14 protein-coding genes and 1 riboswitch are annotated in these 15,520 nt (G+C 66.0%); of the genes, 11 read left to right on the forward strand and 3 right to left on the reverse strand.

The features are described from left to right. Positions 1-2 precede the first annotated feature (2 nt). The 10 genes from narJ (at position 3) to DM194_RS21730 (ending at position 10,044) form a co-directional block, all read left to right on the forward strand. Entirely contained in the window at positions 3-704 is a 702-nt protein-coding gene (gene narJ / locus DM194_RS21685; protein ID WP_111069616.1) for a nitrate reductase molybdenum cofactor assembly chaperone, read from the forward strand. 38 nt (positions 705-742) lie between these two features. Beyond that, positions 743-1,447 carry a respiratory nitrate reductase subunit gamma gene (gene narI, locus DM194_RS21690; RefSeq protein ID WP_111069617.1) on the forward strand — a complete coding sequence of 235 codons (705 nt, stop codon included), beginning with the start codon at positions 743-745 and terminating at the stop codon, positions 1,445-1,447. Positions 1,448-1,449: 2 nt separating this feature from the next. Further along, entirely contained in the window at positions 1,450-2,373 is a 924-nt protein-coding gene (locus DM194_RS21695) for a peptidylprolyl isomerase (protein WP_246024544.1), read from the forward strand. Between the two features lie 146 nt (positions 2,374-2,519). Next, on the forward strand, positions 2,520-3,797 hold the full coding sequence (locus tag DM194_RS21700; protein WP_111069756.1) for an MFS transporter: 1,278 nt from the start codon (positions 2,520-2,522) through the stop codon (positions 3,795-3,797). A gap of 173 nt (positions 3,798-3,970) precedes the next feature. Further along, positions 3,971-4,198: riboswitch (cobalamin riboswitch) on the forward strand. Between the two features lie 364 nt (positions 4,199-4,562). Next, positions 4,563-6,395 carry a TonB-dependent receptor plug domain-containing protein gene (locus tag DM194_RS21705; RefSeq protein ID WP_246024505.1) on the forward strand — a complete coding sequence of 611 codons (1,833 nt, stop codon included), beginning with the start codon at positions 4,563-4,565 and terminating at the stop codon, positions 6,393-6,395. Positions 6,396-6,422: 27 nt separating this feature from the next. Continuing rightward, a complete protein-coding gene (locus DM194_RS21710) occupies positions 6,423-7,007 on the forward strand; it encodes a DUF7676 family protein (RefSeq protein ID WP_111069620.1) in 585 nt (194 codons plus the stop codon). Beyond that, on the forward strand, positions 6,995-7,861 hold the full coding sequence (locus DM194_RS21715; RefSeq protein WP_111069621.1) for an ABC transporter substrate-binding protein: 867 nt from the start codon (positions 6,995-6,997) through the stop codon (positions 7,859-7,861). The genes DM194_RS21710 and DM194_RS21715 overlap by 13 nt, the downstream gene beginning before the upstream one ends. 3 nt (positions 7,862-7,864) lie before the next feature. Next, a complete protein-coding gene (locus DM194_RS21720; RefSeq protein ID WP_111069622.1) occupies positions 7,865-8,854 on the forward strand; it encodes a FecCD family ABC transporter permease in 990 nt (329 codons plus the stop codon). Between the two features lie 2 nt (positions 8,855-8,856). Beyond that, positions 8,857-9,639 (forward strand): ABC transporter ATP-binding protein, encoded by a 783-nt coding sequence (locus tag DM194_RS21725; RefSeq protein ID WP_246024506.1) that lies wholly within the window; start codon positions 8,857-8,859, stop codon positions 9,637-9,639. A 6-nt stretch (positions 9,640-9,645) separates the two neighbouring features. Continuing rightward, positions 9,646-10,044: a DUF1636 domain-containing protein gene (locus DM194_RS21730; RefSeq protein ID WP_111069624.1), complete on the forward strand. Its 399-nt coding sequence runs from the start codon at positions 9,646-9,648 to the stop codon at positions 10,042-10,044. On the opposite strand, the gene DM194_RS21735 is transcribed toward DM194_RS21730, so the two are convergent. Genes DM194_RS21735 through DM194_RS21745 form a run of 3 tightly spaced genes read right to left on the reverse strand, consistent with a single transcriptional unit; the run spans position 10,029 to position 14,196 of the window. Beyond that, entirely contained in the window at positions 10,029-11,015 is a 987-nt protein-coding gene (locus DM194_RS21735) for a vWA domain-containing protein (RefSeq protein WP_111069625.1), read from the reverse strand. The genes DM194_RS21730 and DM194_RS21735 overlap by 16 nt on opposite strands. Beyond that, positions 11,012-12,898: a hypothetical protein gene (locus DM194_RS21740; RefSeq protein WP_162630128.1), complete on the reverse strand. Its 1,887-nt coding sequence runs from the start codon at positions 12,896-12,898 to the stop codon at positions 11,012-11,014. The genes DM194_RS21735 and DM194_RS21740 overlap by 4 nt, the downstream gene beginning before the upstream one ends. A gap of 8 nt (positions 12,899-12,906) precedes the next feature. Then, complete coding sequence (locus tag DM194_RS21745) at positions 12,907-14,196, reverse strand: TAXI family TRAP transporter solute-binding subunit (protein WP_162630152.1); 1,290 nt, start codon at positions 14,194-14,196, stop codon at positions 12,907-12,909. 204 nt (positions 14,197-14,400) lie between these two features. Between DM194_RS21745 and DM194_RS28295 the strand changes: the two genes are divergently transcribed. After that, positions 14,401-15,504 (forward strand): hypothetical protein, encoded by a 1,104-nt coding sequence (locus DM194_RS28295; protein ID WP_162630153.1) that lies wholly within the window; start codon positions 14,401-14,403, stop codon positions 15,502-15,504. Positions 15,505-15,520 lie beyond the last annotated feature (16 nt).

The raw sequence follows: 15,520 nt of genomic DNA on the forward strand, positions 1-15,520 counted from the left end.
CCATGCTTGCTGCGAAAGCGTTGGCCGGGCTGCTGCTCTATCCGGGCCCGGCCCTGATCGAAGCGTTGCCGGAGATCGCCGCCGTCCTGCGGGCGTCGGGATTGCCGGACCGCGACCGCAACGGCGTCGCCGCCTTCTGCGACGGCCTGGCCTCGACCGATCTGCTTGAGGCGCAAAGCACCTACATCGCCCTGTTCGACCGCAACCCGTCGCTGTCCCTCTATCTTTTCGGGCATGTCCACGGCGATTCGCGCGAACGCGGGCAGGCGATGGCCGACCTCGTCGCGGATTACAACCGCATGGGGCTGGAACTGACGGGCGACGAACTGCCCGACTACATCCCGGTGTTCCTTGAATTCGCCTCGCTTCACGGGGAGGCGGAAGCCCGGGCTCTGATCGGCGAGATCGCCGAGGTCGTCGCCCTTCTGGCGGAGCGGCTGGAGAAGCGCGGCAGCCCCTACGCCGCCGTTTTCCGTGCGGTCGAAACGCTGGGAGGACGGCAGGCCGACCGCGAGACCATCGAGGCGCGCCTTTCCGAACCGGAACCGGCTGACACGCCGGAGGCGCTCGACGCGCAGTACGAAGAGGCGCCCGTCAACTTCATGGAGCCGGCGGCGGCCGACAGCCCCTGTTCCAAGGCCGCCGCCCTCGTCCGGGAATTCAACCGCGACCTGCCTCCCGCCCGCGCCACGGACAAGTGCTGAAGGACGGGGTCACAGACACGAATCGAGGAGGACATGCCGTGGATTGGCTGAACCAGTTCCTGTTCGGGTTTTTTCCCTATCTCTGCATGATCGCCTTCTTCCTGGGAAGCTGGGCGCGGTTCGACCGCAGCCAGTTCAGCTGGCGCAGCCAGTCGAGCCAGTTCCTGAACCGGCATCAGCTGGTGTGGGCGAGCAACCTATTCCACATCGGCATCCTCGGCCTCTTCGTCGGCCATTTCGTCGGCCTGCTGACGCCGCCGAGCTGGCAGCATGCGCTCGGGCTCTCGGTCAAGGAGCACCAATGGATGGCGATCGTCTTCGGCGGGATATTCGCCCTGCTCGGCGCCATCGGCGGGCTGGGGCTGATCGTCAGGCGGGTGTTCAACCTTCGGGTCCGGCGCACCAGCAAGCCGACCGACATGTTCATTCTCTTCTTCATCTATTTCCAGCTCTGGCTCGGCATCGTCGGCATCCCGGTCTCGGTCGCCAACAGCGACGGCACCTACATGCTCGTGCTGTCCGAATGGTGCCGGAACATCATGACGTTCCAGCCGGGCTCGGCGGCGCTGGTTCAGGACGTTCCCTGGATCTACAAGCTGCACCTCGTCGCCGGCATGACACTGTTCCTGCTCGTGCCGTTCACCCGCATGGTGCATGTCTGGTCGGCGCCCATCTGGTTCATCGCCCGCCCGGCCTGGCAGATCGTGCGCCGCAACGCGAACATCGCCAAGGAGGGCGTTTGATCGTGCAAGGAGGCGAGCCCCAAAGCGGACGGCCGGCAATCGCGGTCAACGGCGTGGTGATCCACGAGGATCTGATCTCCCTGGAGGTCCAGCTTCAGGATGCCCCGGCGCCGACGGCCGCGTGGGAGAATGCGGTGCGCGCGCTGATCATCCGCCAGCTTCTGCTGTCCGAGGCCGAGGCCCGGAGCATCGGCGGCGACGACCCGGAACCGGGGGAGGATGCCGACGAGGCGGCGATCCGGCGCCTCCTCGACGAGGCGTTGAACATTCCCGAACCGACCGAGGACGAGTTGCGGCGCTGGTATGGGCGCAACGGCGAGCGGCTGCGCGCACCGGATGTCTGGCGTGTCCAGCACCTCCTGCTCGCGGCCGATCCGCATGATGAGCGGCAGAGACAGGAGGCGAGGGGGAGGGCGCAGGCGCTGCTCGGCGACGTGCTGGCCGATCCCGACAGCCTGACCGGTCTGGCGCAGCGGTTTTCCGATTGCCCGTCGAAAACGCAGGGCGGCGATCTCGGCTGGATCAAGCGCGGCAGCACGGTGCCGGAATTCGAAGCCAGCCTTGCGGCACTGCGGCCGGGCGAGGTCTTCCCCGAGGTGGTCGAGAGCCGTTACGGCATGCACATCCTGCGGGTTCTCGCCGGCAAGACAGGCGAGGTGCCGCCCTTCGACGCCGTGAAGGCGCGCATCGCCGAATTCCTGCAGGAGGCGAGCTGGCGGCAGGGGGTGCAGGGATACATCGCATCGCTCGCCGCGAGCGCCCGCATCGATGGCTTCGATCTGTTCGAGGGCGAAAACGCTCCGCCGCGCCCCTCGGCCTGGCCGGCGGGATCATCCTGCACCGGCGGCCTTCCGTCCTCGGGACCGCAGCCCGGCCGCAAGCCGGCGGCGGGGGGCGGCTGCGGCGGAAAGGGCTGCGGCGGGTAGGCTGCCGCGCGCCGCCCGGCATCGGATCGGGGCCGCGCTCCGGTCCGGAGTTTCGGGTGTGGGCGACTGTCCATCGATGTGGAGGAACGAGAGTGGCGCATCAGAACCCAACCAACCGGGCGATCAAGCTGCGCGGCAGCCCCAACATGGCGCTGACCGGAGCGACGATCGGCTTTTTCATCGGTTTTGGCGCCGTTGCCCTGTTCGGACCGACGGCGCAGAACTTCGTCCAGGTCATGCAGCTCTCGCCGACCCAGGTGGGCTTCCTGGTCGCGATCCCGATGCTGACCGGATCGCTGCTGCGCATTCCGTTCGGCGCCTGGGTCGACACCACCGGCGGCAAGCTGCCGCTCCTGCTGCTGCTTCTGTTGTCGGTGGTGGGAATCGGCGGTCTCTATTGGATGCTGCTGACCCTCTATCCCGACAGGCTGGGCCAGTCCGCCTATCCGCTGCTGCTGCTGTTCGGCGCGCTCGGCGGCTGCGGCATCGCCACCTTCTCGGTGGGCATCAGCCAGGTGTCCTACTGGTTCCCCAAGCGCAGCCAGGGATGGGCGCTCGGCGTCTATGGCGGGCTCGGCAACACGTCGCCCGGTCTTGTTTCCATCGTCCTGCCGCTGATCATCGGCTTGTGGGGGCTGTGGGCCGCCTACCTGATCTCGCTGACGATCGTCATCTGCGGCATCGTCCTCTACTACATTCTCGGGCAGAACGCCTGGTCGTTCCAGCTGCAGAGCCAGGGCCTTCCACGGGCGGAGGCGAACCGCGAGGCGGCCAGGCTGGGCCAGGAGTTCTTTCCGCAGACGAGCGCCGTGGCGACGCTGATGGGCGCGGCCCGGCAATGGCGGACCTGGGCGCTCGTCATGCTCTATTTCACCAGCTTCGGAGGATTCCTGGCGCTGACCGCCTGGCTGCCGACCTATTGGCAGAGCTTCCATGCGGCCTCCTACTGGACCGCCATCGGCCTGACCGCCGGTTTCTCCCTGTTCTCCTCATTGATCCGGGTGCCGGGGGGAAGCTGGTCCGACAGGTTCGGCGGCGAAGCCGTCGCGATCATGGCCCTGGCCGTGCTTCTCATCGGGGCGGCGATCATGACGCTCTCCACCGGCTTTACCGCCGCCGTCATCGGCGAGTTCCTGATCGCGGCCGGCATGGGGGTCACCAATGCGGCCGTGTTCCGCATGGTGCCGCTCTATGTGCCCGACGCCGTCGGCGGCGCGTCGGGCTGGGTGGGCGGCCTGGGGGCGCTGGGCGGCTTCGTGGTTCCGCCGCTGCTCGGCGGTATGGTCGAATGGCTGGGGAGCATCGGCTATGCCCGCGGTTACGCCGTCTTCGTCGCATTGGCCGTGGTGAGTCTCGCGCTCACCGGCGTGCTCCGCGCCGCGCGGCGTCAGCCGTCATCCACCACCGTTCATCAGTCGATGTGAACCTGTCCCGAAGGCGGGGAGCGGCTCAGATCGCCGTCTGACGGTTCCACGGCTGCGGAACCGGTCGAACGGCCGGCTGGGCAGGACGGTGCCGCTCCGCCATTGGTCAAACCCACCGGTCCGCATACCTCGAACGGTTCCGGTGGTTGACAGGCCCGCCGCCCGCCTTTATTACCACAAGCATTGTCGGCGGTTCTTCCAGGCGCAAGCCGGGAGATTAAAAGGGAACGACGGAAGCGACAGGCGCCCACGCCTGATGCAAGCCGTGGCTGTCCCCGCAACTGTGAGCGGCGAGTCGGCGCCAACGAGCCACTGACCGGAGGTCCATGGACCCCGATCGGGAAGGCGGTGCCGGATGACGACCCGCAAGCCAGGAGACCTGCCTCCGACAGCGTCACTCTGCCTTCGATCGGGGTGTGTCGGAGGTGCGGAAACCCGTCGTGGTGACGCGTCCATTGGCGTTGCCGCGGCCGGATTCCGGGATGATTCATCCTCCGTGAAATTCGCCGCAGGTGAATGGTTCTCCAGGCGCGGGCCCCCGCGTCGCGGCGTCCATTCGGCAACGCCCGTTCAACGGCTCCGGTCTCCGGGGCCGGCATGGATGTGCGTCCCCGGACGGGCGGCTTTGCGGCCGCACCGCTTGTGCGAACGCGCCTCCATGCCTGTATCAGGACGTGGCAGAGCATGCAGACAAGCCGTTCCACCAGGCATTCTTGCTATCGGTTCGTTTTGGCCGGTCTCGGGGTTGCGGCCGGAGCCGCCGTCGTGTCGACCGCCGCACCGACCGTCGCGTCGGCGGAGGAACTCAAACTCGCTCCCCTGCAGGTGACCGCGCCGAAGGAGGTGTCGGTACCGCAGGAGCAGGCGACCACCGCCTCGAGCGTGATCGGCGCCGAAGAGATCGCGCGCCAGCAGATCCGCCGTCTCGACGACGCGCTGGGGCTGGTTCCCGGCGTCACCCTGTCGGGCCGGCAGGCGCCGGGCGGTGCCCAGACCTTGCGGCTGCGCGGGCTTGGGCCGCGCCACACCCGCATCTTCATCGACGGCGTCGAGATGAGCGACACCAGCCAGTCGCAGTCGCATTATGCGGCCGGCGAAATGGACATGGCCGACATCGAGCGCATCGAGGTTCTGCGCGGCCCGCAGCCGGGCCGCTTCGGGCCGGATGCCGGCGGCGGCGTGGTCAACATCGTCACCCGCCGGCCGGCCGGCCCGCTCGGCGGACAGGTCGGCGCCGAATACGGCAGCTTCGACACCAAGCGGGCGAACGCGTCGCTGTCCGGGGCACGGGAGAGGGTGGATTTCCGCGCCTCGCTTTCCGGAACCTGGTCCGACGGCTATTCGGATTTCAGCCGGTGGCGCGGCGGACAGGAGAACGACCCGTTCCGGCAATGGGCGGCGGCCGGCCGGATCGGTGTCCAGGCGACCGACGAACTGCGCCTGGATGCGACGGCGCGATACCAGCGCAAGACCCTGACCTACGATCCCGCCGACGGCGACAACGACTGGTCGCGCGACGAGACCGAACGGTTCCTGCGCCTGGGCGGATCGCTCGACAGCCTGGGCGGCAGGCTGGTTCACAGCTTCGGCGTCGCCAACACCGCCATCACCCGGCAGTATTGGGGCGAGGGAACCAGGGGCGACACCTATGACGGCCACAAGACCCGCCTCGACTACGCGGCGATCGCCAAGCTGTCCGACCGGGTAACGCTGGGCTACGGGGCCGACGCCACCCGCGAAAGCATGGAACAGCACACGCCGGGCTTCGCGCCGCTCGCGCCGGATATGCGGTCGCACACCTGGCGCAGCGGCGGCTTCGCCACCATCGGCGTGACGCCGGTGGCGCCGCTCGACCTGTCGGCGACGATCCGCGGCGACCGCCACAGCGAATATGGCGGGAAGGGAACCTGGAGGCTCGGCGCCGCCTACCGGATCGTGCAAACCGGAACCACCCTGCGCTCCAGCTACGGCACGGCATGGCAGCCGCCGTCGCTCTACGAACGCTTTGATCCCTGCTATGGGCGGGCCGGCCTGCGGCCCGAACGCAGCCGCGGCTGGGATGCCGGCATCGAGCAGTCGCTGCTGGGCGGCCAACTGACCGCGGGGGCGACCTATTTCCAGGCCAGCACCCTCGACCAGATCAACTGGCTGTACGGCCCGGCAACCAGCCCGGCCTGTTCGGGCGGCGGCTATGTCAACGTGGATCGCACGAAGGCGCAGGGGCTGGAGCTTGAGCTGGCCGCCCGCCCGACCGCGACGACCGATTTTCGTGTCGCCTATTCCTGGCAGAGCGTGCTCAACGCCAACACCGGGCAGCGGCTGCGCAACCTGCCGCTTCACCAGGGCAGCGCGTCGGTCGGCTGGCGCTTCCTGCCCGAGGCCTACGCCAATCTCGGCCTGCGCTATCGCGACATGATCGAGAATTACGGCACCGGCAGCGCCTTCCTCACCGCCGATCTCCGGCTGTCCTACGACCTGACCGAGGCGGTGACGCTGCACGGCCGCGTCGAAAACCTGTTCAACCGCCGCTACGAGGAAGTCTACGGCCATGCCGCACCGGGCCGCTCGGCCTATGCCGGCCTGTCCGCGCGCTTCTGACCCGCCATTCCCAGGAGATTCCTTTCCATGAGCACCGCGTCTTCCGTGGCCGCGCACGTCGTCGAGGAGCCCGGCATGGGCCGGGTCGAGATTTTCCCGCTGCCCACCGATCAGGATCTGCTGTTGGCCATGCTGAAGGATGCCTTCGAGGTATGGTGGCGCGACATCGTGTTCGGCACGCTGGTCCAGGGGGCCGTCTTCGAGATCCGCGCGCCGAACGCCCCGCGCAAGGTGTCGCTGTTCGACGGCTACCTGACCGTCGATTTCGGGACGTGGCATTTCCACGTCTGCATCGGCCCCCACCGGGGCACGCCGCGCAACCCGGCCGATCCTGAGCTTGCCCGCATCCGCCGGACCGCGCGGGCCGAGATGTACCGCGTCCTGGGGGACGACGGCGCTCCGCGGAGCTGGGGGCTGCGGCTGTTCAACGGCAAGGGCGAACAGCAGATGACACTGTTCTTCCCCAACCCCTTCCTCGGCGAGAACGACCGCATCCTGAAGGAGCCGGATTGGAGCCGACTGTCGATGTGGGACGGGTTCCGCCAGCGCTATCTCGGGCTGGAGAGCGATCCTATCGACCGTAGCGGGAAGGGGTTCCGGTGCGGCGGCTGATCCTCCGCCTGGCGGCGGCCGGCCTTCTGACCGCGGCCATCCCGATGGGGATGGCCGATGCCGCCGGTCCGCGGGCGGCATCGGCCACCGTGTGCGGCGACCAGTATCTTCTGGCGTTGGCCGATCCCGACCAGATCGCCGCTCTGTCGCCGGAAGCCGCCGACCCCTGGCTGTCGTTCAAGGCCGGGGAGGCGGCCTCCTACCCGCAGTTCCGGCCGAGTGCCGAGACCTACCTGTCGCTCGGCGTCGAGGTGGTTCTCGCCAACGCCTGGAGCGACCACAAGACCCTGGAATTGCTGGAACGTTTCGGCGTGCGGGTGGTGCGCATCCCGCTGGCCGAGCGTTTCGAGGACATCGAGACGGTGACGGCGACGGTTGCCGAGGCTCTGGGTCATCCCGACCGAGGCGCACGCCTCAACGACGAGGTCCGCCGGCGGCTGGCCGCGGTGCGGACGGAGAACGCCGGTGCCGGCCGGACGGCGCTCTACCTGCGTCCGGGCGGCGGCAGCGCCGCGGCCGGAACCTTCGTCGACGAGGTGATGACGGTGGCCGGCCTGACCAACCAGGCGACCGTCGAAGGGCGGTCGGGCTGGACCGGCTACGATCTGGAGAGCTTCGTCCTCAACCCGCCCGGTCTTCTGGTGACAAGTTTCTTCGAGAGTCCCGACCGGTCGTTGCGGCGCGCCTTCGGGGAGCATCCCGCCTTCGCCCGCCGGGCTTCGGCCACGCCGACGGTGGCGGTGCCCGGCAACAATTGGGTATGCAGTGGCTGGTTCCTGGTCGAGGCGGCCGAAGCCCTGACCCGCGGGTTGCGGCAGCTTCCGCCGCCGCCCCCATCAAATGGAATGCCCTGATCCATGCGCACTCTTCCTCTGCTGGCCGGCCTCGCCGTCGCCCTGCTGGCCGCATCCGCCGCCGGCCTCGCCATCGGCTACGCTCCGCTTCCGCTGGCCGGCGTGATCGCCGGTGTCTTCGGTGCCGGCGATCCCCTGACGGTCGCCGTCATCCGGGAAATCCGCCTGCCCCGGCTGCTGCTCGGGATCGAGGTCGGAGCGGCGCTCGGCATCGCCGGCGCGGCGCTCCAGGGATTGCTGCGCAACCCGCTGGCCGAACCGGGGCTGATCGGTGTCTCGGCGAGCGCAGGGCTGGGCGCGGTCATCGCCTTCTATTTCGGCTTCGCGGCGCTGTCGCCCTATGCGCTTCCCGCCATGGCGATGGCCGGCGCTCTCGTCGCGACCTGCCTCGTGCTGGCGGTCGCCGCCCGCGACGGCGGCAGCCTGACCCTGATTCTGGCGGGGGTCGCGCTGTCCAGCCTCGCCGTCGCCCTCACCTCCCTGGCGATGAACCTCGCGCCCAACCCCTATGCCGTCACCGAGATGCTGATGTGGCTGATGGGGTCGCTGAAGGACCGGACGCCGGCCGATGCGCTGACCGCACTTCCCTTCATCCTGGCCGGCTTCGGCCTGCTGCTCGCCACCGGCCGCGGGCTGGATGCCCTGGCCCTGGGCGAGGATGCGGCCCGCAGCCTGGGGGTCGATCTGGCCCGGCTGCGGTTGGCCGTCGTCGGCGGCAGCGCCGCGACGGTCGGGGCGTCGGTGGCGGCGTCCGGCTCGATCGGCTTCGTCGGGCTGGTGGTGCCGCATCTGCTGCGCCCGCTGGTCGGGCATGAACCAAGCCGCCTGCTGCTGCCGAGTGCGCTCGGCGGAGCGGTGCTGGTGACGCTGGCCGATCTGGTGTCCCGCCTGATCCCCACCGAGCAGGAGGTGATGCTGGGCGTCCTCACCTCGCTGGTCGGCGCGCCATTCTTCCTCATTCTCATCCTGCGCGCCCGGCGGGAGGCATGGTGACGATGCTGTCGGCTTCCGGAATCACCCTGACTCTGGGCGGACGTCCCGTCCTGGACGATGCCGGTTTCACCGCCCGCTGCGGCGCCGTCACCGGCCTGATCGGGCCGAACGGCATCGGCAAATCGACCCTGCTCCGGGCGGTCGCCGGCCTGCTGCCCCATCGGGGCGATGTCCGCTTCGCAGGAAAGCCCCTGCCATCGGATGCGCGGTCGCGGGCACGGCTGCTCGGCTATCTGCCGCAGGGTCACCATGTCCATTGGCCGCTGACGGTCCGCCGCACGGTGGCGCTCGGGCGGCTGCCGCATCTCGGTCCGCTCGGCCGGCCGGGACGGGCCGATGAGGAGGTGGTCGAGCGGGTCATGGCAGCGACCGGGGTCGCGGAACTCGCTGCACGCGCGGTGCCGACCCTGTCGGGCGGCGAGCGCGCCCGCGTGATGCTGGCGAGGGTTCTGGCGACGGATGCCCCGGTGCTGCTGGCCGACGAGCCGACGGCGGCGCTCGATCCCGGCCACCAGCTCCGCATCATGGCGCTGCTGCGAGCCGAGGCGGTCGAGCGCCGCCGAGCCGTCGTCGTCGTGCTCCACGACCTGTCGCTGGCCGCCCGCTGCTGCGACGAACTCGTGCTGCTGATGCCGGACCGGCGCGTGGTTGCGGGAGACGTCCCGACGGTTTTGACGTCTTCCCTGCTGCAAGAGGCCTATGGCGTGTCCTTCGCCGTGACGCGGGCCGCCGACATTCCGGTGGTGCTTCCCCAATGCCCGACCCTGATCCAAGCCGGAGACTGACCTGCCATGCCCATCGACGTGATCGTCTGCGAAACCTGCCGCCAGCCCGGCACCGGATCGGCGGCGGACCCGCAGGACGGGTGGACCGGCGCGATGTTCGCGGCCCTGCTCGAGGGTGTCCTCGCTTCCGCCGGCGCCGGTGAATTCCGCGTCGGCACCATGCGGTGCCTGATGAGCTGCCGCCGTCCCTGCGTCGTCCATATCCGCTCGCCGGGGCGCATGGGCTACGTTCTCGGAGACCTTGTTCCCGAGCGGCCGGCCGTCGAGGCGCTGGTCGGCTACCTGCTGGCCTATGGTACGACCGACACCGGGATCGTCCCCTACAAGGATTGGCCTGACGGCGTCAAAGGACGCTTCGTCGCCCGTGTTCCTGCGCCCCCCGGCCAGGATCAGGGAGTAAAGTAGACGATCTTTTGCTCGCCGGAGGCCAAGGATACCGCGTTGCGCCGCAGGATTTTCTCCTCTCCCGACCACAGCGAAACCTCGTAGGTTCCGGGCGGCAGAGCGATGGGATCGGTGGGAATCGGGAGCGGGGTCGCGAAGATGCTTTTGCCTTCGCCGGCACGCTGGATTTCCACGCGCAGCTTGCCGTCCCGCAGCACGGCGCCTGAACGCAGGTCCAGCCCCAGCACCTGGAGCGTCGGTTGGATAAAGGACGCCTGCCGGTGCTTGTCCGCCACCCGTTTGGCCAGTTCGGCCATCGTTCTTTGAGCTTCCTCCGGTCGGGTCAGATCAATCCGTATCGCGCCCGAGCAGGCCGCCAGCCGATCGACGGCCTCCGTCCGCATGTCCCCTGCGCGGGGAACGACGATCGTATCGATTTCCACCCGGTTCTTGTCGCGCCCGAGATTGATCGTCCGAAGCGCCTCGCAGGGCGCATCCAAGGTCTGATCGCAAGTATCCTCGAAATCGCTGATGAGAACAATGATGCCGCCGTCGGCGCCCAGAATGTCGGCGGTCTTTAAAAGGGTCTCGGTAATGGGCGAATAGCCTTTCGCCTGAAGGCCCGACACTATGCGCTCCATTCGGTCAAGCTGCTCGGTGTCCAGACGCACCGGCGGCGCCACGATGTCGATGTCCTTGCAACCCGCGACCCGCGCCGCGCCGCTGGACGGCACGAAACTGACCGAATGGCCGAAGGAAACCACGCTCACAATGCTGCCGGGCGATTGCTTGGTCAGGCCTTCGGCGAAAAAGCGGAACGCGGCTTGCGCCACCTCCCTCTTGCCGTGCCGGTCGGAGGTTTGAGCCCGCATGCTTCCCGAACTGTCGTAAACGACGACGATTCCGCGATCCCCGGCCGAGGCGGGCGTAACGGTCGCGGAGAGGGTAACAGTTAGAAGGCCGGCGATGGGCAACAGCGCGAACGGGTTCATCGCAGGATCATCCTTCCGAATGGCAACGCCGAATCGACATAGCCGCAGATGTCGTGAAGCCTGATATCGTACGTGCCGCGACTGTCGCTCTCGACGGCGATTCCCGTCACCACAAGGCGCAGCCTCGCATCGCTGTCGAGGCGGCACTGCAGCCGGTCCCGTGGTTCGATCGCCAGCGTGTAGCCTCCTGGAACTCGCCTGTCCGTCGCCGTCGATGCCTCGATCCGGAACATGCTTGCCGCTCTCGCTCCACCCGGCGCGGGCCCGTCGGGCAATGCCGAAAATGAGATCGACCGTTCAATCCCCGGAGGATCGGCCTCGAGAACCGTGATCTCGACCTTGTTCCGGAAGGGCGGGGCGTCGATGCCGCGCCGGAATACGGAGTCGATGCGGGGAGTCGGCCGGCGCGGGGGAGTGGCAGTCGATTCTGCGGCCTGGCGGGGTTGGAGGGTGGGGGAGGGCAATGCCGCAGGCTGCAGTCTGGAAAAAGGCGGCGGTGCGGCCGGCGATCGGGCGGGCTGTCCGGGCTCGGTGGTGGAGGGGAGCGGTGCCGGCGGCTCCGGTTTGGGGGATGGCGTCGGTGCCGGCGGTTCCGGCTTGGGAGGCTCCGATTTGGGTGGTTCCGGCTTAGGTGGCTCAAGGGAATGCGGCGGTGTAGCGCCGGGGCCGTTCGACCGGATCGCGGAAGCGGACGGAATCTGGGATGGGAGTTGCGATTGGGGTTGGTTGCCGGCGGCGAGTCCGGCAACGCCAGGCCCCCGCGGCGCTGCTCCCGAAACCGCGGCCGCGATGGCGGCACGTCGGCGGGCCTCCAGCCGCTTGCCTTCCTCGGAGTCCGACCGGAAGCAGTTCATCCTTTCCGTCTTCTGCTCGCGTTCCCGATTGGGGCCTTGTCCGCAAGTGCCTGTGATATCATCGAGCGTAAATTCTGACACATCAGACTTTACGCTCGCCCTCAGACGGCGGGCGCGGCCGTCCGGCCGCTTGCCTTCGCAGGCATGGGCCTGCGGGGCCGCAGTCGCGGCCTTTACCTCCGAGCATAAGTCAGGACTTACGCTCGGCGGTATGACGGGTTGTCTTGATGCCTGCGGCTCGGAATCGCAGGGCATGTCGCCCTTGTCTTGGAAGGACAGCGGCTGCCCCAGCAGCGTGGAATGACCGGTGGTCGCCGACACCACGTCGTCCAGCATGCCGGCGGGCAACCCCTCGGTCCGGAAGGGCCGCGCGAACACCTGGATCGAGAGGTGGACAAGGTGACTTTGCTTGAACCCATGGGTCCACTCCATCACCACCTCGGCCAATCCAGCGCCGGTGAAACACGCTTTCTGCAATTCGTAGTCCCGCAGGGAGATCGCATTGACGCTGCCCATCGGCTGGAAGCGCAGGTCGTCACCCAGGAAATGGACCACGAAGGACAGGCGTTGCGGGGTGTTGGTGTCGCGCACCCGCTGCGCCAATTGGCCCAGCACGAGACTGACATCGTCATGGGCGGCCTTCAGCGCGCCCCCGATGTCGATGTAGCCGTTCCACGAGCCGGCCGGCAAATGGCGCTTCAACGTATCGATGTGGTCGTCGATGGCCTTGCCGGAGGTGTCCGCATTGCCATCGATGGGCTCCACCATGGAGGCCGAACGCATTCCCGGTGTTTTGGCGACGAGAAGCCCGCGATGACGCGCGGGCTCCTTCCAGGTTCGATCGACTTGGTCGAGCAGCGTCCGCCACTGCCGCTTCAGGTACAGTCGTACGTCGCTGTCGTGATCGTTCAGCAGGCGCGTGTCCAAGATATAGATGTGGAACAGGTGCTCCGGAGCGATCGCCGCTGCACCGGCCGTCGGCGCCCAACAGAAGAGGAGGAGCGACACCAATAGGATGAAACGTGGCAAATCCAGCCTCACGACCCACATTGCTGCGCACGGAATTCGTCGGATTTCCGCATGATCTCGCGAACTGAAGGACGTGGTCCCGGCTGTTGGCCGAGCCAGTCCTCGAACGCGGTGTTGAACATCGCCTTGTCGTCGCACAACGCCGGACGGACTTTGCGGCAATCGATGCGCAACGACCGGCCCGGGTTGGCGCGTATCCAATCCTGCGCTGCGATCATCCGCTCCCAACCGCCGACCTCGCGGCCCAGATCGACGCCGCACCAGTTTGTGGCGAATCCATTTCCTTCCTTCGACATGGCTTCCGGCGCCCGTTCAAAGAAGCTGCGGACGAAGGCGGCGGTCGGCTCGAACCGCGGGGTACCGCCGGCCCAGGCATAGGCGGCCAGGATGGACGGCACGCCGATCGTCGGCAGGCTTCGCCCCGCGGGCACGAGTTCGGCATAGTCGTCCGCGCTGAACGCGCCCGGTTCATAAGGCGTTCTGTCGAGCCCGCCGGCGGGCGCCCGGCCGTCGCAGCCCTGCGTGAACAGCTCCGGTCCGATTGCCAGCAGTTCGAGCCTTTTCTCCATGATCTCCTTTGCCGAGAGCTTGGCGAACAGCGGCGCCGGCTTGCCCACCACGAAGGCCAGGGCGTCCACCTTGCCGGCCTTCAGCTGCTCGATCCCTTCATCGGTCGAAGCGCTTTCGTCGAAAGTGGGGTCGAGTCCGAGCAGCCCCTGGAGGACCGAGCGTACGGTCAGCCACGTTCCGGAAAGCCGTCCCCCAACGTTGATCCGCTTCCCGGCAAGAACGCAGACGTCGGCCGGCCGATCGCCGATCACGTCCTGGCGCGTCAGGACATGCAGGTACTCTGTATGCAGTCGGCTGACGTAGCGCAGCCGCCTGCCCAGCTCATCGCCCGTCGGCGTGGCCCTGTAGGCCTGGAGCACGTCGCTTTGCAGGATCGCGAAGTCGATCCCGCCGAGGTGGAGCAGGTCGTCGATGTTGCTGATCGAACCGTGTCCGGTGACCGCTGCGACCCGCAGCGTGCTGCCTTTCCGGTCGTTCAGCAGCCTGACCATATCCGCTCCCAGCCGCGCGTAGAGGCCGGTGGGCTGCCCGGTGACGATGCCCACTTGGCCGCGCAGGATCATCGTCTTTTCCCGGTCGGAACGGAGCACCGTCGGCAATGCGCCCGTATCGGCGCCGGCAGCGGTCCGATCCTGTGCCCGCGACGCACCCGCCGAAACCGACAACACTCCGCCGATCAAAATCGCCGCAGCAAGGCGTTGCAGTGCAACGAAACTCAACGGTTTCATAGACATACTCAACCTCTCGGCAATGATTTTTCCGCCGTCCGTAAACATTTACAGGAAAAATATCAGCATACATATGAAATCACCGGACATAAGTCTGGTGAAACTGTGAGTGAGGCATTGTGTACAAGATAAAAATACGAATCAACTCTTGTTATGTTCCAAAGCGCATGTCAATTTGCCAATGGATCCTCTGTAGGAACGCGGATGATTGGCGGACATATGAAACGGAGCGCTCTACGTAAGGCACAGCCCTATGCGATAGGGCTGTTCGGTCTTCTCATGTCTACAGGCGCGGGGCTGATTTGGTACGTTAACGGACAGAAGTATCCGGTAGAAAAAGAGTTCGTTCCAATAGATGATAATATCATCGCAGCAACCGAGCAGATTGCGAACGAATACCTCGATAAATATTCTTTAAATGATTTGGAAGGTTTTCAGTACAGCTCAATATACAGCACAATTATTAGGAATGCGGATTTTGATACAGGCTCTCTCGTAATAGCCACCTTAAAGTCTCAAAGCATTTCGGACGAAGAAAAGAAGTACGTAGTTTCAACGAAATTGATAGCGAAGTTGCGCCAGTGCTTGAGCCCTTTGGTCGAGACTGCAAAGAACGGCAACCTGTTCGCCGTCAGCGCATTTGCCCTTCTCGCTGCAAAAAATCACGGAACAATACTGCCTGAAAAAATAGACTCACAGGGTTCAGAGGAAAAAATCGCAAAATTCGAGAGCATCGCGAAGGCCAATGGGTGTCTGCCTTATATAATCGGCCTTAGAGGATACGCAAGGTATGTAACAAGTATTGAAGAAATGGATCACCTGAACGAAGCGAGCTACAGAGCGGGGTCTCAGCTCGGGGTTATTTCTCGAGAACTTGCCAAATTCAAAGACACCATGGAGAGGATCGAGCATAAATTTCTCGTAGCCAGAGTGCGGGATGCCGAAGCTACGATTGAGAACATCGAGAACTTCAAGTCAGAGATCGAAAATTGGGAGAAATGCTTTGTAGTCGAGAATTCTGCCGAGCGATCAGACAGACCAAGTTCCTGCAGTAATGAAGATCACAGCTTACGAATCAACAGGCTGTATTCTTTTGCTGACAATATATCTACAAAAATAAAATCGCACTCCCCAGGATATGCATCGGCATATTCTATTATATTTGGATATTTTTTGAGTTCTGGTTTGGGAATTGCATTCACGATGCTGGCGGTAGGGGTCAAAAATAGAAGAAGGTCAGATGACGGGAAAGTAAACAGGGTATTGCAAGAAAACCTGCTGGACCCACCGAACATCATCGGCGAATGACCGGATCGCTCACTCT

It is taken from the genome of Azospirillum ramasamyi, from assembly GCF_003233655.1.
Classification (GTDB): Bacteria; Pseudomonadota; Alphaproteobacteria; order Azospirillales; family Azospirillaceae; genus Azospirillum; species Azospirillum ramasamyi.

Coding starts and splice junctions, on each gene's coding strand:
- DM194_RS28295 (WP_162630153.1), top strand. CDS start 14,401: ATGATTGGCGGACATATGAAACGGAGCGCTCTACGTAAGGCACAGCCC.
- DM194_RS21720 (WP_111069622.1), top strand. CDS start 7,865: ATGCGCACTCTTCCTCTGCTGGCCGGCCTCGCCGTCGCCCTGCTGGCC.
- DM194_RS21730 (WP_111069624.1), top strand. CDS start 9,646: ATGCCCATCGACGTGATCGTCTGCGAAACCTGCCGCCAGCCCGGCACC.
- DM194_RS21735 (WP_111069625.1), bottom strand. CDS start 11,015: ATGAACCCGTTCGCGCTGTTGCCCATCGCCGGCCTTCTAACTGTTACC.
- narJ (WP_111069616.1), top strand. CDS start 3: ATGCTTGCTGCGAAAGCGTTGGCCGGGCTGCTGCTCTATCCGGGCCCG.
- DM194_RS21725 (WP_246024506.1), top strand. CDS start 8,857: ATGCTGTCGGCTTCCGGAATCACCCTGACTCTGGGCGGACGTCCCGTC.
- DM194_RS21710 (WP_111069620.1), top strand. CDS start 6,423: ATGAGCACCGCGTCTTCCGTGGCCGCGCACGTCGTCGAGGAGCCCGGC.
- DM194_RS21700 (WP_111069756.1), top strand. CDS start 2,520: ATGGCGCTGACCGGAGCGACGATCGGCTTTTTCATCGGTTTTGGCGCC.
- DM194_RS21745 (WP_162630152.1), bottom strand. CDS start 14,196: ATGAAACCGTTGAGTTTCGTTGCACTGCAACGCCTTGCTGCGGCGATT.